This is a genomic window from Ectobacillus antri (assembly GCF_003852715.1).
Taxonomy (GTDB): Bacteria; Bacillota; Bacilli; order Bacillales; family Bacillaceae_G; genus Ectobacillus; species Ectobacillus antri.
This window is the reverse complement of the sequence record NZ_RIAV01000024.1, coordinates 17,293-40,338: the sequence shown is the minus strand read 5'-3', so window position 1 is coordinate 40,338 and position 23,046 is coordinate 17,293. Positions and strand designations below refer to the sequence as shown.

Annotated in this window: 22 protein-coding genes, 4 tRNA genes and 1 pseudogene; 1 reads left to right on the top strand and 26 read right to left on the bottom strand. The window is 37.9% G+C overall.

What is annotated here, in order from left to right:
- Positions 1 to 72: 72 nt before the first annotated feature.
- The 24 genes and pseudogenes from sstT to EEJ45_RS15705 form a co-directional block, all read right to left on the bottom strand.
- Positions 73 to 744, bottom strand: a pseudogene (gene sstT, locus EEJ45_RS15820) (serine/threonine transporter SstT); the annotation flags it as partial.
- A gap of 323 nt (positions 745 to 1,067) precedes the next feature.
- Positions 1,068 to 1,547, bottom strand: a complete 480-nt coding sequence (gene rlmH, locus EEJ45_RS15815; RefSeq protein WP_124565770.1) for a 23S rRNA (pseudouridine(1915)-N(3))-methyltransferase RlmH — start codon at positions 1,545 to 1,547, stop codon at positions 1,068 to 1,070.
- A 68-nt stretch (positions 1,548 to 1,615) separates the two neighbouring features.
- Complete coding sequence (locus tag EEJ45_RS15810) at positions 1,616 to 1,783, bottom strand: CxxH/CxxC protein (RefSeq protein WP_124565769.1); 168 nt, start codon at positions 1,781 to 1,783, stop codon at positions 1,616 to 1,618.
- A 92-nt stretch (positions 1,784 to 1,875) separates the two neighbouring features.
- Entirely contained in the window at positions 1,876 to 3,051 is a 1,176-nt protein-coding gene (locus EEJ45_RS15805; RefSeq protein ID WP_380018328.1) for a S1C family serine protease, read from the bottom strand.
- 58 nt (positions 3,052 to 3,109) lie between these two features.
- Positions 3,110 to 3,904 carry an MBL fold metallo-hydrolase gene (locus EEJ45_RS15800; protein ID WP_124565767.1) on the bottom strand — a complete coding sequence of 265 codons (795 nt, stop codon included), beginning with the start codon at positions 3,902 to 3,904 and terminating at the stop codon, positions 3,110 to 3,112.
- Positions 3,901 to 4,713 carry a two-component system regulatory protein YycI gene (locus tag EEJ45_RS15795; RefSeq protein ID WP_124565766.1) on the bottom strand — a complete coding sequence of 271 codons (813 nt, stop codon included), beginning with the start codon at positions 4,711 to 4,713 and terminating at the stop codon, positions 3,901 to 3,903. Before EEJ45_RS15795 ends, EEJ45_RS15800 begins: the two co-directional genes overlap by 4 nt.
- Positions 4,700 to 6,052 carry a YycH family regulatory protein gene (locus EEJ45_RS15790; RefSeq protein ID WP_124565765.1) on the bottom strand — a complete coding sequence of 451 codons (1,353 nt, stop codon included), beginning with the start codon at positions 6,050 to 6,052 and terminating at the stop codon, positions 4,700 to 4,702. Before EEJ45_RS15790 ends, EEJ45_RS15795 begins: the two co-directional genes overlap by 14 nt.
- Positions 6,049 to 7,878, bottom strand: coding sequence for a cell wall metabolism sensor histidine kinase WalK (gene walK / locus EEJ45_RS15785; protein ID WP_124565764.1), 1,830 nt, complete (start codon positions 7,876 to 7,878; stop codon positions 6,049 to 6,051). The genes EEJ45_RS15790 and walK overlap by 4 nt, the downstream gene beginning before the upstream one ends.
- Before the next feature lie 3 nt (positions 7,879 to 7,881).
- A complete protein-coding gene (gene yycF, locus EEJ45_RS15780; RefSeq protein WP_124565763.1) occupies positions 7,882 to 8,589 on the bottom strand; it encodes a response regulator YycF in 708 nt (235 codons plus the stop codon).
- Positions 8,590 to 9,011: 422 nt separating this feature from the next.
- Positions 9,012 to 9,084: transfer RNA gene (locus EEJ45_RS15775), tRNA-Phe, on the bottom strand.
- 39 nt (positions 9,085 to 9,123) lie between these two features.
- Positions 9,124 to 9,199 (bottom strand) — tRNA-Asp (locus EEJ45_RS15770).
- 12 nt (positions 9,200 to 9,211) lie between these two features.
- A tRNA-Glu gene (locus EEJ45_RS15765) sits at positions 9,212 to 9,283 on the bottom strand.
- A 7-nt stretch (positions 9,284 to 9,290) separates the two neighbouring features.
- Positions 9,291 to 9,363, bottom strand: a tRNA-Lys gene (locus EEJ45_RS15760).
- 359 nt (positions 9,364 to 9,722) lie between these two features.
- On the bottom strand, positions 9,723 to 11,012 hold the full coding sequence (locus EEJ45_RS15755; RefSeq protein WP_124565762.1) for an adenylosuccinate synthase: 1,290 nt from the start codon (positions 11,010 to 11,012) through the stop codon (positions 9,723 to 9,725).
- A 405-nt stretch (positions 11,013 to 11,417) separates the two neighbouring features.
- Positions 11,418 to 12,767, bottom strand: a complete 1,350-nt coding sequence (gene dnaB / locus EEJ45_RS15750) for a replicative DNA helicase (RefSeq protein WP_124565761.1) — start codon at positions 12,765 to 12,767, stop codon at positions 11,418 to 11,420.
- 90 nt (positions 12,768 to 12,857) lie between these two features.
- On the bottom strand, positions 12,858 to 13,304 hold the full coding sequence (gene rplI, locus EEJ45_RS15745) for a 50S ribosomal protein L9 (protein ID WP_124565760.1): 447 nt from the start codon (positions 13,302 to 13,304) through the stop codon (positions 12,858 to 12,860).
- Complete coding sequence (locus EEJ45_RS15740; protein ID WP_124565759.1) at positions 13,301 to 15,274, bottom strand: DHH family phosphoesterase; 1,974 nt, start codon at positions 15,272 to 15,274, stop codon at positions 13,301 to 13,303. The genes rplI and EEJ45_RS15740 overlap by 4 nt, the downstream gene beginning before the upstream one ends.
- Positions 15,275 to 15,353: 79 nt before the next feature.
- Positions 15,354 to 16,289, bottom strand: coding sequence for a YybS family protein (locus EEJ45_RS15735; protein WP_124565758.1), 936 nt, complete (start codon positions 16,287 to 16,289; stop codon positions 15,354 to 15,356).
- A 67-nt stretch (positions 16,290 to 16,356) separates the two neighbouring features.
- The gene (gene rpsR / locus EEJ45_RS15730) at positions 16,357 to 16,590 is read right to left on the bottom strand and encodes a 30S ribosomal protein S18 (RefSeq protein ID WP_124565771.1); all 234 of its coding nucleotides are present in this window, start codon (positions 16,588 to 16,590) and stop codon (positions 16,357 to 16,359) included.
- A 43-nt stretch (positions 16,591 to 16,633) separates the two neighbouring features.
- Positions 16,634 to 17,137 (bottom strand): single-stranded DNA-binding protein, encoded by a 504-nt coding sequence (gene ssb, locus EEJ45_RS15725; RefSeq protein ID WP_124565757.1) that lies wholly within the window; start codon positions 17,135 to 17,137, stop codon positions 16,634 to 16,636.
- 22 nt (positions 17,138 to 17,159) lie between these two features.
- Positions 17,160 to 17,447, bottom strand: coding sequence for a 30S ribosomal protein S6 (rpsF, locus tag EEJ45_RS15720; RefSeq protein ID WP_124565756.1), 288 nt, complete (start codon positions 17,445 to 17,447; stop codon positions 17,160 to 17,162).
- A gap of 306 nt (positions 17,448 to 17,753) precedes the next feature.
- The gene (ychF, locus tag EEJ45_RS15715) at positions 17,754 to 18,854 is read right to left on the bottom strand and encodes a redox-regulated ATPase YchF (protein WP_124565755.1); all 1,101 of its coding nucleotides are present in this window, start codon (positions 18,852 to 18,854) and stop codon (positions 17,754 to 17,756) included.
- Positions 18,855 to 19,326: 472 nt separating this feature from the next.
- A complete protein-coding gene (locus EEJ45_RS15710) occupies positions 19,327 to 19,524 on the bottom strand; it encodes a DUF951 domain-containing protein (RefSeq protein ID WP_124565754.1) in 198 nt (65 codons plus the stop codon).
- Between the two features lie 18 nt (positions 19,525 to 19,542).
- Complete coding sequence (locus EEJ45_RS15705) at positions 19,543 to 20,424, bottom strand: mechanosensitive ion channel family protein (protein ID WP_124565753.1); 882 nt, start codon at positions 20,422 to 20,424, stop codon at positions 19,543 to 19,545.
- A 272-nt stretch (positions 20,425 to 20,696) separates the two neighbouring features.
- On the opposite strand from EEJ45_RS15705, the gene yyaC reads away from it, so the two are divergent.
- On the top strand, positions 20,697 to 21,299 hold the full coding sequence (yyaC, locus tag EEJ45_RS15700; RefSeq protein WP_124565752.1) for a spore protease YyaC: 603 nt from the start codon (positions 20,697 to 20,699) through the stop codon (positions 21,297 to 21,299).
- Between the two features lie 9 nt (positions 21,300 to 21,308).
- Here yyaC and EEJ45_RS15695 read toward each other — a convergent pair whose 3' ends face one another.
- Complete coding sequence (locus EEJ45_RS15695) at positions 21,309 to 22,154, bottom strand: ParB/RepB/Spo0J family partition protein (protein WP_124565751.1); 846 nt, start codon at positions 22,152 to 22,154, stop codon at positions 21,309 to 21,311.
- A complete protein-coding gene (locus EEJ45_RS15690; protein WP_124565750.1) occupies positions 22,147 to 22,908 on the bottom strand; it encodes a ParA family protein in 762 nt (253 codons plus the stop codon). Before EEJ45_RS15690 ends, EEJ45_RS15695 begins: the two co-directional genes overlap by 8 nt.
- Between the last annotated feature and the right edge of the window lie 138 nt (positions 22,909 to 23,046).

Here is a 23,046-nt window from a genome sequence, read left to right as displayed (position 1 = left end):
CGATTGAAGAAGCAGTCACGAGCTTTCTGACTGAAGTCTCAGCTACGCCGGCAGCTGTGCTGCAGCGTCTCGGCATTCACTGAGCGCCGTATGTCGAAAAATTAAATCACTTATATATACTTCTATCCCAAGAGTATGAACCGCTGCAAGCGTCAAAACAGAAATTGTAACAGGTGCACCAGCCATGTTAATAGTCGCTCCCAAAAGAATTGACACTGAATAGGTATCTTTATCTAAACCTAATTTTTCACATAATCTCATATTTACAGGTATATTTGCAGCAGAACTGCGAGTAAAGAATGCTGTGATTCCACTTTCCTTTATACATTGAAATACTAGTGGATATGGGTTTTGACGTATAGCTAGAAAGACAATGATTGGATTAATAACAAAAGCGACAAGAAGCATACAACCAATCAAAACGACAAGTAACTTTCCATAACTTAGCAAAGACTCAATTCCATTTGTCGTTATAGACTCGATAACTAGACCCATGATTCCTAATGGAGCAAACTTAATTACCCATGTAACCATTTTAGAAACTGCCTCTGAAAAATTTGAAATCACAGTTTTTGTCGTGTCTGGTGCATTTTTTAAAGCCATACCAAGAAGTATAGCCCAAGCTAGAATGCCGATATAGTTTGCATTAAAAATAGCCTTAACTGGGTTATCAACAATGTTCAGAAGTAATTGTTTAAGGACCTCTGACACACCACCAGGAGCCGCTAATTCCTCCACTCCCTTTATTTATACAACTACTCCAAGCTTTCAGATTAATAGTGTTATAATGATTATTATAATATTTTACAACAGTCAGCCTCGCTCTATGTAATATACATTCAAGTCCTAATTTTCACCCTTTTTTGTATTTGTTATCAACAATACAAGTTTCTTTAATTAAAATTTAAATCGTAATTTTTATATAATTCATTTTGTTGATAAAATGTACTTCAAAGGATCTAATACGATTTTTTCTATAATCAAGCCACCACAGTCACTTTTTCCATTCAAAATAAATAAAAGTAAGCGCTTGGGTAAAGACACTTACTTTTATTATAAAAACTTATTTACTTATGATACGGTTCACCCCGATTAATCCGAAACGCCCTATATACCTGCTCCACCAAAATCAATCGCATCAACTGATGAGGAAATGTCATCTTAGAGAAAGATAGACTATCATTCGCTCGCTTCATTACCTGATCACTTAAACCAAGTGAGCCGCCGATAATAAACGCGATCTTGCTTTTTCCATACGTCGCAAGACGATCGATTTCCTTTGCCAGCTCCTCTGACGATTTCATTTTTCCCTGAATGGCTAAAGCGATGACGTGTGTGTCGTCGGATATCTTTTCAAGAATGCGAATCCCTTCTTTTTCTTTTACCATTTCCATCTCTGCGACACTTAGATTTTCTGGTGCCTTTTCATCTGCCAGTTCAATAATTTCTATTTTTGCATAAGCTGAAAGGCGTTTTACATACTCCTCTATTCCTTGTTTTAGGTACTTTTCTTTCAATTTTCCAATCGTTATAATGGAAATATTCACAGCTTGGACCTTCCTTTACAAACAAATTATCCACAGAAGTTATCAACATATCCACAAATTGTAACGCTTTATTCTTCTTTTTGTGGATTACATACTACATACATCGCCTTATTTTGACAATATTCACATGTTGTTGATGAGTTTTCCACATTGTGTATAACTGGAGCCACTTCAAATTCATCCACAATAATATCGAGGGCCAGCTCTACGTGCTCTAAGCAACAGGCAATTTTCATTTACATCTCTCCTCATTATCCTATGTTACGGTTGACTATTCATTATCAATAGTTAACCAACCAAAAAACAGGAGAGTCACCTCTCCTGTGAATTAATAATTTTCACCACTTAGTGTAACCGTCGTCGTTTCCTTCTTTGTACCTCGGTAAAATACCAATTTCATCTTATCATTTACTTTTTTGCCGTATAAAAGCGTACGGAATTCGATAATGTTTCGAACCCGCTTTCCGTCTATTTCCGTAATCACATCGTATTCTCTTAAACCTGCTTGTGCTGCAGGAGAAGGACTACGAACATCTAGTATACAAACACCTTCTACCACATTTCTTGGAAGTCGCAGGGTCTTTTCAAAGTAGTAGCTTGGAATTTCATTAAGTGAGCGTAATTCTACACCTAAATATGGTCTGCTTATTTTACCGTTCTTCTCAAGCTCGGCAACAATAGGAAGTGCTCTAGCAATTGGAATTGCAAGACCAATACCTTCTACTTCTTTAGCCGCAATTTTCATCGTGTTGATACCAATCAGTTTTCCATCTATATTGACTAAAGCACCGCCACTATTCCCAGGGTTGATGGCGGCATCTGTTTGTAATACTTCTACCTGCCAGTCATAGTGTTGATCATTATTTAAATCAACAGGTACAATACGTTCATTAGCCGATATAATGCCTTGCGTCACAGTGCCTGAAAACTCAAGACCAAGCGGGTTCCCAATAGCAATTACCGGCTCGCCGCGCTTTACTGTATTGCTGTCTCCAATTTCTATCACCTTCTCAGCAAACTTTTCATCTATTTGGAGAACAGCTAAGTCCATAACTTTATCTCCGCCAAGCAGTTCGGCGGACACTTTTTTACCGTTGCTCAAACTCACCTCTATACGATTAGCACCCTCAATTACGTGATAATTGGTGACAATATGTGCTTTTCCATTTCCTTTTTTATAAATGACACCTGATCCTGTGCCTGCTTCTGCGTCAGATTCAGAAAAGCTATCTTGTTGAATATTAATAACGCCTACTACTGCATCAGATGCTTTGTCAACAGCACTTACAAAGTCAAAACGAACATCACTTGCAGATTCATCTTTGGCCTGTGCAACATAATGCCGCGTTTGTCTTGCTTCTGCGTCACCTTCTTGAATAAGACCAAACTTATGAAATGTTGGTATTGCAAAAGCAAGCAAAGTCGCACCTACTAATGCTCCTGCGAGACCGGAGAAAATAATCTTTTTATTTCCATCCTTATCATTTCTACGATTAAAATCCATTACAATATCACCCATCCTTTTGGCAAACCTTTTTGATAGTGTTTGCCAAAAAGGACAATTATACATATTGAATTTTCGTAGCTTCTTTTGGATCAGTATCATGAACAAACAAAGAGCGTCCGACATCGACTCCTTTACTTTGTAGCACCTGAGATACAGACATATTCGCCAGCTCTTTCATATTATTATCTAAGCTTAAATGTGCTAAGTAAATATGCTTTGTTTGATCTGTAATCACATCATACATGGCCAAAGCCGCATCTTCATTGGATACGTGACCAACATCGCTTAAAATTCTTCTTTTAACGCTCCATGGATAGCGTCCCATCCGTAACATTTCTACATCATGGTTGCTTTCAAAAATAAAAACATCAGAACCTTTAATAACACCCTTCATCCGGTCACTTACATATCCTGTATCTGTAATGATAGTGAGTTTTTTATTATTATGATGAAAGACGTAAAACATAGGCTCCGCAGCATCGTGAGATACGCCAAATGATTCTACATCAATATCACCAAATGTTTTTACCGTACCTGTTGGAAAAATAAACTTTTGTTCGGTTGGAATGTTTCCAATTAAGTGTTCCATAGCACACCACGTTTTTTCATTCGCATATATCGGGAGCTTATATTTTCTCGCAAGTACCCCAAGTCCTTTTACATGATCACTATGCTCGTGTGTTACCAGAATGCCTGATAAATCGGCTATATTTACATCTACCTGCTGAAAAAGGGCTTCTGCATTCTTGCCGCTTAGTCCTGCATCTACAAGCAATTTTTGATTTTCTGTTCCTACATACAACATATTGCCTGTACTTCCACTGGCAAGTACACTGAAATGTAAACTCATTCTTCTTCACTCCATTGCTTATTATCCTTGCCAATGTTAAAAATTTGTCCTTCTCTCGCATTTACAAAAAAGTCATCTTTTCCATTAATTATAAAGTGCCAAGTAGGTGCAATGACCTGCGCACCTGAAGAAGGCGTAACGATTGTATAATATCCAATCTCTACTTTCGTTACACGACTTCCCGGTTTAAGTTCATTTTTTGAGTGAAGAGCCTCCAAAGCTTTCACTGATGTAATAATTTCTTGGTCTTTTTTGCTTCCCACCATTTCTGAAATATTGGTAAGCATTGTTTGCGTATAAGAAATAATTTCATCCTTCTCGTTATAATCTAATACAACCATTGCATCGTTATTATATAGGATATTTTGATTTTTATATTGCTGGAAAAAGTAAACCTTACGCTCTTCTTCTTCTGTTTTCCAATACTTATATCTCGTTCCCTCGAACACATAGGTACGTAGAAACTCTTCAAAAAAATATCCCTTATCATTTTTAGGGATAGGAAGTGGATCTTTTAACTTGCTTACAATCATATTTTCGCTTTCTAAAGTAGCGTATTGATTCTTTAAAAAGCGTATTTCTTCATCTTTAAAAATCTTGCGTCTACCTGTTATATAAGGTGCTTTTGTAGGTTCCTTTGGAAGCTCAACATACGTGATATTATCTTCATCAAGTCGCTCTTCAAGTGTAGTAACCGCAATTTGTTCTAACTGGTTATTATTTCGGTTTTCAAAGATTTGATAAACAAGGAAGAGATCTAAGATTAAAAAGGTAATGATAAAAATATTTTTTATTTTAATCCAATCCAATCAGATCTCCTCCTTCTACTCCAGAAAATCGTTTGTAATATATACCTGTTTTCGGTGATTTATAAGCTATTACCCATATCGGTTCTAATTTGATGACGTTGACAGTTCCTCCGCCTCTTCCTGATTGCGGAATAATTTCGTATCCTATATAAATGTTTCGTAATTCTTTTGCATTATGACTTGTCAAATTTGTTAACTGCGCAATAACAGAACGTCCCGAAGGTAACATTACGCCTTCTTCTTCACCTTTTAAATTAAATTGCAGAAGAGGTCGTTCGTATTTGCTTAATTCTTCTGTTCCCCAGGATTGTTTTAATGCAGCGATTCCGCTTCTCGTGAAAACAGGATAGCTATTATCTACATATAATCGAAAGGAAGTTTGTCCTCGCTTAGCATTCACGTCATATAGCCGATACGTATCTGTCCAACCACCATGACTATTGATAAAATCAATACTTTTTTGGACTAAAGCACTACTATTTACGTACCCATTTCCTGTAACTGCAGAGTTTTCATAAGAAATCATACGCTGGTCTTTTTTCACCTGCAAGAGTCTTGTTCCGTCAGTATAGCTCTCTTCTGTTTTTGTTTCCTCCTCTTTTACATAACGAGGATCTGTAAACAAAGCATTTTTCAGCATATCCCTTGACATTTCACTAGCGATGTAAGGAACGCTCGGCATTTTTTGTTCTGTTTCAGGCAAAAAGATTGCGCGCTGATTATCAACACGATACATAAAATACTTTTGTGCAACCTTTTCCACAAATTGATTTTGAATCGTCTCTAGCTGCTGTATTGAATAACCAGTCATAGTCATTTCATATACCTTCTGGTAATCATAGGAGATGAAATAAACCTTCAGTTCTTCTTCCTGTTTATCACGAGGTAGATTAATAACAATACGGTCAAAACTGTAGGAGTTTAATCCCTTATGCTTAATGGAAAAGATATTACGCATAGTTGTAAAGGTAATATCCGTATTAAAAACAAGCTCTGTTTTAAATTTCCCATGTACAAAAGACAAAAACTCCTCTTTAGGAATTTTATTCGAAATATCTCTAAAGTTATCGAATTCACCCTGTTCCAATGCATGATACATAGCTGCTATGTCAGAGCCTTTCATGCTAGCAATATGATCATTCTCACGATGTACCAGCATTTGTGTGGGAAAGATGAAATCGGCTATCTTCTTTTGCTGTATTTCTGTATCTTCTTGCACATATTTTTGCTTTGAAGTTGAGTCAGATGCAGGCTGCCATGTCCATAAGCTGTAGGACAGAAAAAGACTAATTGCCACAAGGTTTATTAATACAATGGTTTTAAAGTTTTCAATATTCATTCCCAATCATCCTCTTGCTCTTTTCCAAGCGGCAAGGTAAAGTAGATAGTTGTTCCTTTTCCTTCTTCACTTTTTGCCCAAATATCTCCTCCGTGCGCCTTTATCATTTCTTTAGCAATGGCAAGTCCTAGCCCTGTACCGCCCATGCGACGTGATCTCGCTTTTTCAACACGATAGAAGCGGTCAAATATTTTATCTACGTTTTCCTTTGGTATTCCTATCCCTTGGTCACTAATACTAATCTCAAGCATATCTGCTCGTTCACGTAAACGATACGTAATAGTACCGCCTTCAGGAGAGTACTTTAAAGCATTAGAAATAATATTATATAAAACCTGCGTAATCTTATCTTCATCTATTTCCATGAATCGGCTCTTTTTAGAGTAAGCACGCTTAAAAGATACATTTTGCTCCTTAGACATTTCAAAGCGGTCGATAATGTTGCTAAAGAATTCGGTAAACTCTACCCAATCCTTCATCAATCGATACTCTGTACTATCCATCTTAGACAATTGAAGCAAATCATTTACAAGACGTATCATGCGTTCTGTTTCATCTTGCGCTACAGATAAGAAGTTAGGTGCGATATTCTCATCCTGCCAAGCACCATCACTCAAAGCCTCTAAGTAGCTTCGCATTGTAGTAAGCGGCGTACGTAATTCATGTGAAACATTTGCTACAAATTCACGTCTTTCTCTATCAATTTTTTCTTGTTCAGTTACATCATATAAAACGGCAATAAGCCCGTTGACCTTACCGGTATCCTTTTGAATAACAGAAAAGCTTGCCCGTAAAATGTAAGGCTCATCACGTGTACTAAAATCAAGCAGAACTGAATCAGGCTCTTGAAATAGCTGATCTAATGTATATTCTTCTTCTATTCCTAGCATCTCAAGGATTTGTTGATCCAAAGCTGTTTCACGTGAAACATTTAGCATCTTTTCTGCAGGATCATTCAATAAAATAATTCTTCCTTTACGATCTGTAGCAATTACACCATCTGTCATATGAGATAAAACAGATGTAAGTTTGCGTCTTTCACTTTCTGTTGAAGCCCTTGCTTGCAGTAACTTTTTCGATAAATTGTTAAAAGCCAATGCAAGCTGTCCAATTTCGTCGTAACCGTATACCTTTACTTTACGAGAGTAGTTTCCTTTAGCCATTTCCATGGCTTGTCGGCGCATATCAGATATCGGACGAGTAATCGTTTGTGCAAGTAATATTCCTAGACCCGCAGTAACAATCAATGCAATGACAGTTCCTGTAGCAAAGATTTGATTAATTTCTTTCATTTGCCCATATACATCTTCCATGGAAGCTGTAATGTAAATAACACCTTTCGTCTTTTCCTCTACAATAAGTGGCACCACATTCACTTGTATACGTTCACCTTCAGCATTTTGCTCCATTTTAGGTTCCGGTGCATTTCCTGAGACAAGCGCCTGCTTTACGCGTAAATCATTTGTTTTACGCCCGATAGCGGCCTGATTAGAAGAATTGGATGTTGCCAGAACTCGACTATTTTCATCAATAAACTGAACTTCCTGTACATCATCATTCGGACCTGATATAAAGCTCTTTAAAAGTTTTTGCGTTGCTACACCAATTGGGTCATCCTTTTCTCGTTCCTTAGAAAATTCGCCGCGCAGATTATAAGCAAGTAGGTCCGTACGTTTCGTTAATGATGTTTGAAAGTTATCAAGCAGTCTTTTCTCAAGTTCACCTACAAAATATATGCCGATGATTTGCATTGCCAATAAAATCAAGAGCATATAAATTAGGACGAACTTGAGATGTATAGATTGAAAAAAACCAACTTTTTTCATCTATTATTCCTGCTCTGGATCACGAAGATAATATCCTACACCTCTTCTTGTCACAATGAGTGTGGGATGGCTTGGATTATCTTCAATCTTCTCACGTAAGCGGCGCACTGTAACATCTACTGTACGAACATCTCCGAAATAGTCGTAGCCCCACACGGTTTGTAGTAAGTGCTCACGAGTCATAACCTGTCCAAGATGCTTTGCTAAATAATGAAGCAATTCAAATTCACGATGTGTTAATTCAATACTTTCTTCGCGCTTTGTAACGCTATATGCGTTTGAATTAATTACAACCGGCCCAATTATAATTTCTGCGTTCTCTTCTTTTTCTGCGCTGCCAACCTGCTGGTGACGACGTAGGTTTGCTTTAACACGTGCCAATAATTCTCTTGTACTGAATGGCTTTGTGACGTAATCATCTGCACCTAACTCAAGCCCCAATACTTTATCAATTTCAGAATCCTTAGCAGTCAACATAATAATCGGCATCTCATATGTTTTTCGAATCTCACGACATACTTCTAGCCCATCTTTTCCTGGTAACATAATATCTAATAAAACCATGTCTGGCTTCTCAGCTTCCACTTTTTCAATGGCTTCTTCACCATCATGTGCCATGACAATCTCAAAGCCTTCTTTTTCAAGGTTGAATTTTAAAATGTCGGCAATTGGTTTTTCATCATCAACGACTAAAATCTTTTTTCCCATCATTTTCTTCATTCCTCCCAGAAACCATTTTTACACAAAAGCCTCTAGCAGAGGCTAGAGGCGTTCTTACCCTTATTTTAAAAGATGTGCATACATTTGTAAAACAGGAACATGATGAACTCCCACTTACCAGCTTTGCTGCTTAAGGAAAGAGACCCCTGTACAACTTTTTTAAGGCTGTTTTTGCAAACTTTGTTGCGATGTAACAAATAGTGGGGAGTGGTTGATTTCCGCTCGGGGTTGCTCGCTTTCAGCGGGGCGTGCGGTGCTCCCGCAAGAGTCTCGCACCTTCCGCTCCAACCAACCTGAAACAAAGAAACCTATCTAAAAACAACAATCTTTTAGAAAAGAGCCTTTTTTAATGAAACACGTTTAGTTACCTACAAAATAAAAAAGCAGAGCGGGCCCGCTCTGCTTTTTTGAAGTGGCTCGGGACGGAATCGAACCGCCGACACGAGGATTTTCAGTCCTCTGCTCTACCGACTGAGCTACCGAGCCAAACTATCTATGTAAAACCGCCTATGCGGTAAAACAAAATGGCGGTCCCGACGGGGATCGAACCCGCGATCTCCTGCGTGACAGGCAGGCATGTTAACCGCTACACCACGGAACCTAATATAAAAAATGACCCGTACGGGATTCGAACCCGTGTTACCGCCGTGAAAGGGCGGTGTCTTAACCGCTTGACCAACGGGCCATGCATGTGAGCCATGAAGGACTCGAACCTTCGACCCTCTGATTAAAAGTCAGATGCTCTACCGACTGAGCTAATGGCTCATAATATAAAAAGTATTCGTGCAACACACTTAGAACTTTAAATTGACGTCCTCATCTCAGTATGATTACGCAAGTAGTTGCTCGATGAGTACGCTGTAGTTTCGCTTCGCAGTTTACTCGAACGTGCTCTACCGACTGAGCTAATGGCTCATAATATAAAAAGTATTCGTACAACATAATCATTAGTATGTAAACCATTTTAGCTTGACACGAATATCTCAATGACGACAAGATTCATATTATCATAGATTCAATTCAATTTGCAATACTTTTTTTAAAAAAATCAAAAACAAAAGAACCCACATAAACTGGGTCCTTCTGTTTCTTACTATACCTTACTTTTTCAATTAGAGCAACAATTATACACCGTATACGTTACGGATGATGTTTGTTTGGTTACGATCTGGTCCTACAGAGAACATTGATAATGGAATACCTGTTAACTGAGATACGCGTTCCACATAATGTCTTGCGTTTTCTGGAAGTTCATCTAATGTTTTCACACCAGTGATATCTTCTGTCCAGCCTGGGAGCTCTTCGTAAACTGGCTCACATTGAGAAAGGATACGTAGGCTTGCAGGGAATTCTTGTAGCGTTTCTCCCTTATATTTATAAGCTACACAGATCTTTAACGTAGGGATACCCGTCAATACATCGATAGAGTTCAATGATAAGTCAGTAAGGCCGCTAACGCGACGAGCATGTCTTACAACAACGCTATCAAACCAACCTACACGACGAGGACGTCCTGTTGTTGTACCATATTCGCGACCCACTTCACGAATTTGATGACCAATTTCATCAAATAATTCCGTAGGGAAAGGTCCGTCTCCTACACGACTTGTATATGCCTTACATACACCAACCACACGATTGATTTTAGAAGGTCCTACACCTGAACCAATTGTTACACCGCCCGCAATTGGATTAGAGGATGTTACAAACGGATACGTTCCTTGATCAATATCAAGCATTACGCCTTGCGCACCTTCAAATAATACACGACGACCTTCATCAAGTGCGTCATTTAATACAACGGAAGTATCGCATACATATTGTTTAATTTGTTGTCCGTACTCATAATACTCTTCAAAGATATCTTCCATACGGAAGCCTTCTGCATCGTACATTTTTTCGAATAAACGATTCTTCTCTGCTAAGTTGCGCTCTAGCTTCTCTTGGAATTCTTCTTTTTCTAGCAAATCTGCGATACGGATACCAATACGTGCAGCTTTATCCATATAAGCAGGTCCAATTCCTTTTTTTGTTGTACCAATTTTATTCGCGCCTTTACGTTCTTCCTCAAGTTCATCCTGTTTCAAATGATATGGCAAAATGATATGAGCGCGATTGCTGATTCGCAAATTTTCCGTACTAACACCGCGTTCATGCAAGTATGCAAGCTCTTCTACCAACGCCTTTGGATCAACAACCATTCCGTTACCAATTACACAGATTTTTTCCTTAAAAAAGATTCCTGATGGAATTAAATGAAGTTTATAACGTGTATCATTAAAAACAATCGTATGTCCTGCATTATTTCCGCCTTGATAACGTGCTACTACTTCTGCATGCTGAGAAAGAAAATCTGTAATCTTCCCTTTTCCTTCATCGCCCCATTGCGTTCCTACAACTACTACTGAAGACATTTAAAGCACCTCCAAATATTTCAAACGAACTTATCAAACAATTACCATTTTATCAAACTGAACAAAGATGTCAATAAAAATACGAACATTTTATTTATATAAACCATTTTTTGTTCGTTCATTTGATAATTTTAGGCTCTGTTACAGTTCGTTGTTAATTTCCGTTACGGGGGTTCGCTTTCCGCGTGTGGTCAGTAAGCCTCCTTAGCGCTATGCACGTGCGGGGTCTCCCTTTGACTCGCTTTTCCCACAGGAGTCTCATCCCCTTCACTCCAATCAACAAGTGCAAGTTATCACCATCGGGCTTTAACACAGCCTACTTTCAAAAAATCAAAGCTTTATATAATCTTTTTATAAAAAAAAAACACATCATTATCATGTGATGTGTTGTCATTTTTATGCCTTTTAAGCGCCTGGTTCATCAAATCTACGTTCGAGGTTAACAAATTTATTAAATTCTTTAACAAAAGCAAGTTCTACTGTACCAACAGGACCATTACGTTGCTTAGCAATAATAATTTCAATGATATCCTTCTTTTCGGTCTCTTTATCATAATAATCATCACGATATAAGAACGCAACAATATCAGCGTCCTGCTCAATACTTCCAGATTCACGAATATCTGACATCATCGGTCGCTTATCCTGACGCGATTCAACACCGCGAGAAAGCTGAGAGAGTGCGATAACTGGAACTTGTAACTCACGGGCAAGCGCTTTAAGAGAACGAGAAATTTCAGAGACTTCCTGTTGACGGTTTTCTCCACCTTTCCCATTACCTTGAATGAGCTGTAAGTAATCGATAAGAATCATACCTAAACCGCTCTCTTGTTTTAACCGACGGCATTTTGCTCGAATTTCACCTACACGAATACCGGGTGTATCATCAATATAAATACCAGCATTTGAAAGACTTCCCATTGCCATCGTAAGCTTGCCCCAGTCTTCCGGTGTTAAATCTCCTGTACGTAAACGTTGGGCGTTAATATTTCCTTCTGCGCACAACATACGCATAACAAGCTGATCTGCCCCCATCTCTAAACTAAAGATTGCAACATTTTCATCAGTTTTGGTTGCGACGTTTTGAGCAATATTCAAAGAGAACGCTGTTTTACCTACAGACGGGCGTGCTGCAACGATAATAAGGTCGTTGCGCTGGAAACCAGCAGTCATTTTATCAAGTTCTGTAAACCCTGTTGGAATTCCAGTAATATCACCTTTGCGATGATGTAATGTTTCAATCTTGTCATATGTTACAACTAGAACATCTTTAATATTTTGAAAGGCTTTCGTATTTTTTTGCTGGGCTACCTCTAAAATTTTCTTCTCAGCATCGCTTAGTAGTCCTTCAACATCATCTTCACGTTCATACCCTTCTGAAGCGATTGTAGTAGCTGTACGTATTAAGCGACGCAAAACGGATTTCTCCTCAATAATACGGGCATAAAACTCTACATTTGCGGCTGTGGGAACAGAATTGGCCAGTTCTGCTAAATATGAAACCCCACCAACTTCATCAAGCAAGTTTTGATCGGCAAGTTCTGCAGTGACCGTTACTAAATCAACCGGTTCTCCCTTATCTGAGAGTGTTAAAATCGCCTGATATATTTTTTGATGAGAAGTACGATAGAAGTCATCCGGTATTAGTATCTCTGAGGTCACCGTGAGCGCTTCCTGCTCAAGAAGAACAGACCCCAACACCGCTTGCTCAGCTTCTATATTTTGCGGAGGGGTGCGGTCATTGATTTCACTCACTTTAAAAACCTCCTCATACGTAAGGACAGTAATCTTTCAGCTGCTGTGCTGCGAAAAATCACTGCCCCATATCTACTTTTTTGCAATCTTTTATTGTTCGGTTACATGTACCTTCAATGTTGCTGTTACTTGTGGATGCAACTTAACAGGAACATTCGTGTGACCTAGTGCGCGAATCGCATCATGCATTTCAAATTTACGTTTATCAATTTTAATACCGTGCGCTTTTTGTAATTCATCAGCAATTTGTTTGCTTGTAATAGAACCAAATAAGCGGCCGCCTTCACCAGATTTTGCTTTTAGCTGTACAGTTAACTGCTCAATCTTTTCTTTTAACTCTTTGTTTTTTTCTAGTTCTAGCTCCGCATCCTTTTGTTCCTTACGCTTTTGTGCATCGAGTGCTTTTACATTTGCATGTGTTGCTTCCTGCGCCAAACCCTGCTTTAATAAAAAGTTATGCGCATAACCATCAGCAACATTTTTAATTTCTCCCTTTTTACCTTTTCCTTTTACGTCTTTTAGAAAAATAACTCTCATGATTTATTTCCCCCTTCTAAATATTCATCAATGGCTTCTCGAAGCCTTTGTTCTGCATCGTCTAGCTTACTGTTTTGTAGCTGAGTCGCCGCATTTGTCAGATGACCACCGCCGCCCAGGCTCTCCATAATCAACTGCACATTTACATCACCCAAGGATCTGCCACTAATTCCAATTGTGCCGTCTTTTTTCTTAGCTATTACAAAAGAAGCTGTAACTCCTGTCATAGTGAGCAATGTATCAGCAGCTTGCGCAATTAACACTTGATCGCAATATTGGCTGTCTTCTGCTTTTGCTAAAGCAATTCCATTTTTATAAATATACGCATCTCGAATCGTTTTTGCAATCCTTAAGTAATGCTCCATATCTTCCTTCAAGAGCTTTTGCACCAATATCGTATCTGCACCATGTGAACGTAAGTAAGAAGCAGCATCAAACGTTCTTGCTCCAGTTCTAAATGTAAAGCTCTTTGTATCAACAATGATACCTGCCAATAAAGCAGTAGCTTCTAACATATTGAGTTTTAAACGTTTAGGTTGGTATTCCAGTAATTCTGTAACTAGCTCTGCAGTAGAAGAAGCATATGGCTCCATATATACGAGTAGTGGCTCTTCAATAAATTCTTCACCGCGACGATGATGGTCAATGACAACCACGTTTTCAATTTTATCAAGAAGTCTTTCTTCAATAACCATAGAAGGTTTATGCGTATCTACCACTACCAACAAAGATTCATTCGATGCTAACTCCAAAGCTTTTTCTATACTAATGAAGCGTGACCACAACTCATCATTATGTTTAATTTCTTCTACTAGACGTTTTACACCTGTATCTAAATCATTTTCATCAATAACAATATAACCGTCCCGTTCATTCAATTGTGCTACTTTTAGTATACCAATTGCAGCACCAATCGCATCCATATCTGGTGCTTTGTGCCCCATCACAATAACATGACTGCTCTCCAATACTAAATCTTTTAACGCATGTGAGATAACACGTGCTCTTACTCTAGTTCGTTTCTCTACAGGATTTGTTTTTCCGCCATAAAATTTCACTTTGCCTGTTGCTTGTTTAATCGCAACCTGGTCTCCACCTCGTCCAAGAGCTAAATCTAAACCAGATTGAGCGAGTGTACCTAGCTCGGGTAATAAGAGCACACCTGAGCCTACACCAATACTTAATGTTAATGGAATATTGCGTTTAGACATGCTTTCTCTTACCTGATCAAGAATATCAAACTTTCCTTTTTCTAATTGCGTTAAGATGCTCTCATTTAAAACAGCCAAAAAGCGATCAGAGGATACACGTTTAAGATAAATACCATACTTTAGAGCCCAGTCATTTAAAACAGATGTAACCTGACTTGTGATGTTTGTACGAAGTTGATCATCTAATCCTTGTGTAATTTCATCATAATTATCTAAATAAATGATAGCTAATACTGTTCTCTGATCTTCATACATCTTTTCAATTTGCGTTTGTTCCGTTACATCAAAGAAATATACTAGCTTTTCTTCTCTACGAGCAAAGATACGAAATTTACGCTTATTAAGGGTAATGATATCCTCATCTGTTTCTTGACGTACAAAGGAGAGTAAAGTATCGGCAAGGTCATGTAAATGCCAACCTGCTAAAGAGTATTGTCCAAAGCAAGAAGACAAATAAGGATTAGCCCAGTCTACTCCGTAATCTTTATTATAAAGTAAAATACCGATAGGCATTTGATTCAAAGCCTCATCATTTACTTTCTTTACTCTTGTTAGCATATCTGATGTGTATTGTTCTAAACTTTTACGGAACAATATTTCAAATTTAATAAGAAAAAATATAACAAGACAAAAGATTGCAAACGCAGAAACTCCCAGAATCCAGTCATAGTACGTAAGAACCGTAATAATAACAAGAGTCAAAAAAGAAAGGGAGTAGATAGGATAAAGAAACTTTTGTTTCTTATAAAACTCTGGCATACGTTCAACTCCCACATAAAAACTTAACCATATTAAAACCTATCTTCATACCGATATCATAAATATGGCGATTCATATTTTATGACTTTATATATCTTCGCAAAGAAAAGCCTACATCAATTATACCTAAGAACGTAACAAGAGAAAATAAAATAGGTACAAACAGGACAAGAATACAAACGAAAATCAATACCCCTTTAGGATATCCTTTTGAGTGAAAAAGAAAAGCTAAGAAAGAAAAACCCTGCAAAGCCATCAGTAGAGGAAATATAATATTTATATTCAATACAGCCATATAAAGATACGAACCTGTTTCTATCTTTACAAAAGCTGCGATTAATATAAAAATGACGTAATAAATTACAATACTTTTCGGAAGACGAAGATCACGAAAAGGAGGCCAAGCAGGAACTTGAAAGCGCAATCTTTTTAAGATAGGACCAGCGATTAAAATCGTAAACCAGGACATCATAAAACCACCTAATACAACCATAGAAGGCATAATATATCCTAATAAAGCAGGCATATCTTTTAACTGCTGTAATTGTTTTTCGTTTGCATTCGCGCCAGTTGCCGCAATAAATCGCTCTGTCATCGCAATTGACTCATTTAACATCTTCTGCATTTGTGTAATAAAATTATACTCAAAGAAAATCACACTTACCGCATACAAGGTTACTAAATTACAAACATAAATAACTGTTGCTGTCACAAGAATTTCAGCTGGATTTTTTTTCTTTTTATATAAATAGCCAATTACGATTCCAGCGGTTCCAAAAGTAAGTACATTTGTAATACTTAGAGGGGTAGCTACTAATATGGTAATAACAGAGGCTACTAACAGTAACATTAGTGCATATTTCCACTCATATTTTAAAGAAAATATAATAAATGGTAAAGGTAGAGCAAATAGTAAAATGATATTTAAGATTGGTACATACATTGTTGCCAAGAGCAAGATAATGAATACGGCCAGTAAAACGGCGCCTTCAGTAATCAGTCTTGTATTTTTCATTTAAGAATCCTCGCTTTATATAATAAAATACACAGTAGAGGAAACTCTACTGTGTATTTACTAGTTATTATTCCGCAACGTACGGTAAAAGTGCCATTTGACGAGCACGTTTGATTGCAATCGTAAGTTTGCGTTGGTACTTAGCGCTTGTACCAGTTACACGACGAGGTAAAATCTTACCGCGTTCAGAAACGAAACGCTTAAGAAGATCTACATCCTTATAGTCGATGTGTGTGATACCGTTAGCAGTGAAGAAGCAAACCTTACGACGTTTACCACGTCCGCCTTTACGTCCACCCATAGCCATGTGCAATTCCCTCCATTCTTTGTCTGACTAAATTATATTAAAACGGTAAGTCATCGTCCGAAATATCAATCGGTTGACCTGCATTCGCAAATGGATCATCGTTCCTAGGCGCGCTAGGGCGATTGTTTCCAGAAGATCCGAATGGGTTAGAGCCTTGATCATTGTAACCAAAGCCCGATGGCTGCGGTGCAAATGAGCCACGCTGCTCGTTGTTTCCACTTGACCTTGTTTCCAAAAACTGAACGCTATCTGCAACAACTTCTGTCACATATACACGTTTACCATCTTGTCCCTCGTAATTACGAGTGCTAAGACGACCGTCCACACCGGCAAGGCTTCCCTTTTTCAGGTAGTTTGCTACATTTTCAGCTGGTTTTCTCCATACAACACAGTTAATAAAATCAGCTTCGCGTTCGCCTTGCTGATTTGAGAACGTGCGATTTACTGCCAACGTGAAAGTAGCTACCGCGATGCCATTTGGCGTATAACGCAATTCCGGATCTTTAGTTAAGCGACCTACGAGTAAAACGCGATTCATCATCCGAACCACTCTCCCCTATATCTTATTCTTGACCTTTTACGACGATATGACGGATGATATCTTCGTTGATCTTAGCCAAACGATCGAATTCTTGAATTGCAGCTGCATCAGAATTTACGTTTACAAGCATGTAGATACCATCACGGAAGTCGTTAATTTCGTAAGCTAAGCGACGCTTACCCCACTCTTTAACGTTTTCTACTTCTGCACCATTGTCCTTTAACACGTTGTTGAAACGCTCAACTAAAGCTTTTTGAGCTTCTTCTTCCATGTTTGGACGGATGATGTACATGATTTCGTACTTTTTCATCACTGTCACCTCCTTTTGGACTAAACGGCCCGAAATGGGCAAGGAGCAATTTTTGTAATCACTCACGAGTTTAGATTATATCATAGTAAGTTAGGGGAAGCAACTCATACAAATAGAAAAAACTTGGCAATCTAATTATTAGATTGCCAAGTCTTATTACAGCTTTTACTCAAGTAAAAAACCATACATTCCTCTATATAATTCACTTTACAGAGGTTTGCTTTCTGCGGACAGTCAAAAAATTTGATTCTTAATCCCCACTGCTTAACAATGTGAAAGTTTCACACATTCAAAGAAAACAATACATTATACATTAAAACGGAAGTGCATAACATCGCCATCTTGTACGATGTATTCTTTACCTTCCAAACGAACGCGTCCTGCTTCGCGAGCGCCATTCATAGAGCCATATTGCACAAGGTCTTCATATGAAACAGTTTCCGCACGAATAAAGCCACGTTCAAAATCCGTATGAATGACACCTGCACATTGTGGTGCTTTCATACCTTTACGGAATGTCCATGCACGAACCTCTTGTACACCAGCCGTAAAGTAGGTTGCCAAGCCAAGTAAATGGTAAGCTGCACGAATCAATTGATCAAGACCTGACTCTTCAATACCTAGCTCTTCTAAAAATGCTTTCTTTTCCTCTTCATCAAGCTCGGAAATCTCAGCTTCAATCTTTGCACAAACAACAATGACTTCTGCATTATCCTTCGCAGCAAATTCACGAACCATTTGTACGTATTCATTACCACTTGGATCAATTACATCGTCCTCACCAACGTTAGCTACATAAAGCATTGGTTTGATTGTTAGTAAGTGCATACCTTTAACAACCTTCATCTCTTCTTCTGTAAATTCAACTGTGCGAGCTGGTTGATCATTTTCAAAAGCTTCTTTCAACCTAACTAAAATGTCATGTTCGTACGCAGCGTCTTTATCGCGCTGTTTTGCCAGCTTCGCAACGCGATCAATACGCTTTTCAACAGATTCAAGGTCAGCTAAAATCAACTCTAAGTTAATCGTTTCAATATCCGCAATTGGATCTACCTTACCTGCTACATGGGTAATATTTTCATCCTCAAAACAACGTACAACCTGACAGATCGCATCTACTTGACGAATATGAGAAAGAAATTTATTTCCAAGACCTTCCCCTTTACTTGCTCCTTTTACGATACCTGCAATATCAGTGAATTCAAACACAGTCGGTACAGTTTTCTTTGGTTGTACCAATTCTGTTAACTTATTTAAACGTGCATCCGGCACCTCAACAATCCCTACGTTTGGATCAATTGTACAAAATGGATAGTTTGCAGATTCCGCACCTGCTTGCGTAATCGCATTAAAAAGAGTAGATTTACCTACATTCGGTAATCCTACAATACCAGCTGTTAAACCCATTGTTTTCAACTCCTATAAATAGTCGCAGCACCAGCGTTCAGCACCACCAACCACATATTTTTCACCTTCCATCATTATAGTGAGTAACACAGCAATTGACAAGTGAAGAAGAAAGGAGGAGTTAGCTCATTCAGGCGTAGAAGCAGAAGTTTTTCTATCCAAAAGCGCTTTTTTCCCCTCATGTACTGGCGTTCTCTGATTAGAGGAGCTAACCGCTATAACTTAATATGAAGACTCTGTTAAAGTTCGTTGTTAATTTCCGTTACAGAGGATCTTTCCGCTGACAGTCAGGGAGCTTCCTCAGTTCTTATGCGTCTGCGTTGTCTGCTTTGGACTCGCTTTTCCCGCAGGAGTCCCAACCCCTTCACTCCCATCAACAAGTTTCAATTAGCAACATCAGGCTTTAACACAGCCATCACAAAAAATGAAAGAGATTCGTTCAGGTACAAAAAATAGACTGCGTCTCTGCAGTCTACTCCTCATATTTAACTAAAATCTTTTTTATTTTACGCTGAAATTCTCGGCGGGGAATTAAAACAGAATGTGAGCACCCTTCACACTTAATGCGTACATCCATACCCATTCGAATAATCTTCCAGCGGTTGGCGCCGCATGGATGAGGCTTTTTCATTTCCACCACATCATGCAAACCAAATTCCTTCTGTTCCATGCCAAACACCTCTTATATTTAATTTACTTGCTTACTACCCATTTCCTCGCGGTTGTACAATACCATACGTGGATATGGAATTTCAATACCATGTTCATCTAATCTTAGTTTAATCTCTTTTCTCAATGCCCTTGAAATTGCAAAATGCTGCATCGGCTCAACCTCTGATACAACACGAAGTACAACCTCGGACGCACCTAGGCTTTGAACACCTAGAAGTTCTGGACGTTTTACCATCTTATCATATTTCATTGGTAATTCATCTAATAAATCTTCAATTACTTTTTCTGCACGATCAATGTCACTTTCATAGGAAATGCTTACATCAACAAAGGCTACGCTGTTGCTCAATGAAAAATTCGTTACTTCTTTAATGCTGCCATTGGGCAAGATATGAAGTTCTCCAGTCCAACTTTTAATTTTCGTTGTACGAAGGCCAATTTCTTGTATAACACCTTCAAACTTACCTAATCTTACATAATCACCTACTGAAAATTGATCCTCCAATAAAATGAAAAATCCTGTGATTACGTCACGAACTAAGTTTTGTGCACCAAAACCAACTGCTAGACCAATAACCCCAGCCCCTGCTAGTAGACCTTTTGTTTCAATCCCTAATACACCTAAAATCATAATGACTGCTAAAAAGAATACTACATATGTAATGACATTTTGAAGCAACTTTGCAACTGTGTTTGTTCTTCTCTCTGAAATCTGAAGAGGTGATTTACTGTTAATACGAAATGCATTGTGAATAATCGCTCTACCTACTCGAATAACAACACTTGCAATAGCGATAATGAATATAATCTTTAAAATCCCTAACGCAACACTAATCCAAACATCTGGATTTGTGATATATGCTATAAAGCTGTCATATTTATCTTGAAACCAACTCATTTTATTACCTCTCTTTACTACATGAATACGACTGATATTTTTATATAGCGGCAACAAGGAAGGAGCAAAAACAATTCATCTACTACCTATGTTCTTACCTTACGTAAGTGCTGAACGCTTTTTAATCCAGCACTATTGTTATTGTAACAGAAATTTATATATCATCCTTAAAATTATGTTTACATTTTATTTATTTTTTATGTCTTATATCCAGGTATAAAAAGGAAGGTTTGTATATATACTGATACTATTATGCCAAAGGATGGATGAACTTGAATATAGGATCATTTCGTTTAAAATATCCTTTTATAGAAAAAGAACCAGCTCCTGTTTTCTATGATGAGGAAGCAGCCAGCCTTCGTTTAGGACACACGATTTCCTCCTACATCCCAGAGCATTCTCAACCTATTGTTTTTGTTTGTATTGGTACAGATCGTTCAACAGGAGACTCATTGGGTCCTTTAGTAGGTTCTAAGCTCCTAGAAAAAAATATTCGTAACTTTCATGTGTATGGTACCTTGGACGAACCTGTTCATGCTTTAAATTTGGAAGAAACATTAGTGACTATTCAAAAGGAACATGTAACACCATTTATTGTAGCTGTTGATGCATGTCTTGGTAAATCCCAGAATGTGGGTTCTATTTCTATAGGTAAGGGGCCAAGTAAACCAGGAGCCGCTATGAATAAGCAACTGCCAGCAGTAGGCAATATCCATATACACGGTATTGTAAATATTCATGGATTTATGGAATTTTTTGTTTTACAAAATACAAGATTGAACTTAGTAATAAAAATGGCAGATACTATTTCCAAAGGTATCCAAAGAGCCGATTATGCTTTATCATATCATAAACAAACAAACCATCTATCTTAGATGGTTTGTTTACGTTCGCTTTAATAAGTCTAAAATTCGTTCTAAATCTTGTTCATTTACAAATTTAATCTCAATTTTCCCTTTGTTTTTAGACTCTTTAATAGTGACTGCAGTACCAAAATAATCTCTTAGAAGAGACTCTTGTTCTTGAATAAATACATTCTTTTGTTTTTTTGGTTTTCGTGTTTCACGTGGAACATGTTCATTCAACTGTTGAATAAGTTTCTCGAGCTGACGAACACTCAAATCCTCTTCTTTAATCTGTTCTACCAACTTATCCAACTGCTCTTTTTTCTTCAAACCCAATAAAGCTCTTCCATGCCCCATAGAAATTACTTGGCGAGAAATTGCGTCTTGTATCTTTTCTGGCAAAGATAGAAGCCGAACATGATTTGCAATATGAGGACGACTTTTACCGACACGTTGTGCTAATTGTTCTTGTGTTAGATTTAATTCTTGCATGAGCTTTTCATATGCTTTTGCTTCTTCTATAGGGGTTAAATCCTCACGCTGTAAATTCTCAAGAAGCGCTAGCTCCATCATTTGTTGTTCTGTAAATTCTCTAACAACAACCGGAACTGCTTGGAGTTTTGCTTCTTTTGCCGCCCGATATCGACGTTCACCAGCAACAATTTCATATCCCTTTATGCTTTTTCTAGCGATAATAGGCTGTAAAATTCCGTGTTCAATAATAGAATCTTTCAATTCTTGTATGGATTGTTCTGAAAAATATTTACGCGGCTGATAAGGATTGGGACGAAGTTGTCTTAGTTCTATTTCTTTAACTACTTCTTCCTCTTGCGCTTCTAAATTATGAAAAAACGCTTCAATTCCTTTTCCAAGACCTTTAGCCACCTGCGATCACTTCCTTTGCTAAATCTAAGTATACTTCAGACCCCTTCGACTTAGCATCATACAGCATAATTGGCTTTCCATGACTAGGTGCTTCACTAAGGCGAACATTCCGGGGAATTATAGAACGATACACTTTATCTCTAAAGTATTTTTTTACTTCATCAATTACCTGCAGCCCTAGATTGGTTCGTGCATCTAACATAGTTAACAACACACCCTGTATAGAAAGGTTTTTATTTAGATGCTTTTGTACAAGACGTACTGTATTTAATAGTTGACTTAATCCTTCTAGTGCATAATACTCGCACTGAACAGGAATGATAACGGAATTTGAGGCCGTAAGAGCATTTAAAGTCAATAAACCAAGAGATGGTGGACAATCAATGATAATATAATCATATTCATCTTGGATAGGTTGTAATGCTCTTTTTAAACGTACTTCTCTTGAGATTGTAGGAACAAGCTCAATTTCTGCACCGGCTAACTGAATAGTAGCTGGAATAACATATAACCCTTCAATGGCTGTAGGTTTAATAACTTCCCGAATTTCCGCATCTTCTACTAAAACATTATATACGCAGCGATCTAAATCGGACTTTTCAATTCCGACTCCTGTAGTTGCATTTCCTTGTGCATCAATATCAATAAGTAACACTTTTTTACCTAAACACGCTAATCCAGCCCCTAAATTTACAGAAGTTGTAGTCTTACCTACGCCCCCTTTTTGATTAGCAATTGAAATGATTTTTCCCATGATGTCACCTACCCTCAAACTTTCTCTCCGATTTCCTTTTACACATTCTATTAAACTAATCTTATTGTAACATGAATAGGTTCTCTTCTGATTACTTCTGTATAAAACTTCAAAACTTATTTCTATATTCCTGCCTAT